Consider the following 370-nt stretch of genomic DNA (forward strand, 5'->3'; position numbering starts at 1 on the left):
TCCTTTGAGTCCTTTTTATGTAAAACCTGCTTTGAATAAAGCGTTAATCAATTGGGGGTTCAAATTTATGCAAAGTGCCAATCCACAACATGTAGAGGATTCGGCAGTGCCTTTGAGAGATATTTCTTTATTGAGTCAAAACTCTTTGAAGAATGGGAAGCGAACGCTGCTTTTGACTTTGGCTACGAGCGCAAAGGAATGCTAGAGATTTTCCAAACAGAAGCCGTTGCTGCCCACGCACACCATACCGTCGAAAAAGCACATGAGTTAGGGTTAGATGTAAAATATCTCAATAAAGAACAATTACAGGCTTTAGAACCAYWMMYGCCWMTCAATGMCATKGTGCTGGAGATAAAGCATGGCTTTTGTG

At 41.0% G+C, this 370-nt stretch carries 1 pseudogene; it reads left to right on the forward strand.

Annotation, left to right across the window (positions count from 1 at the left end):
- Positions 1-205: pseudogene (locus BWI92_RS27915) on the forward strand (amino acid dehydrogenase); the annotation flags it as partial.
- Positions 206-370 lie beyond the last annotated feature (165 nt).

This window comes from Flectobacillus sp. BAB-3569, assembly GCF_002270355.1.
GTDB lineage: Bacteria > Bacteroidota > Bacteroidia > Cytophagales > Spirosomataceae > Flectobacillus > Flectobacillus roseus.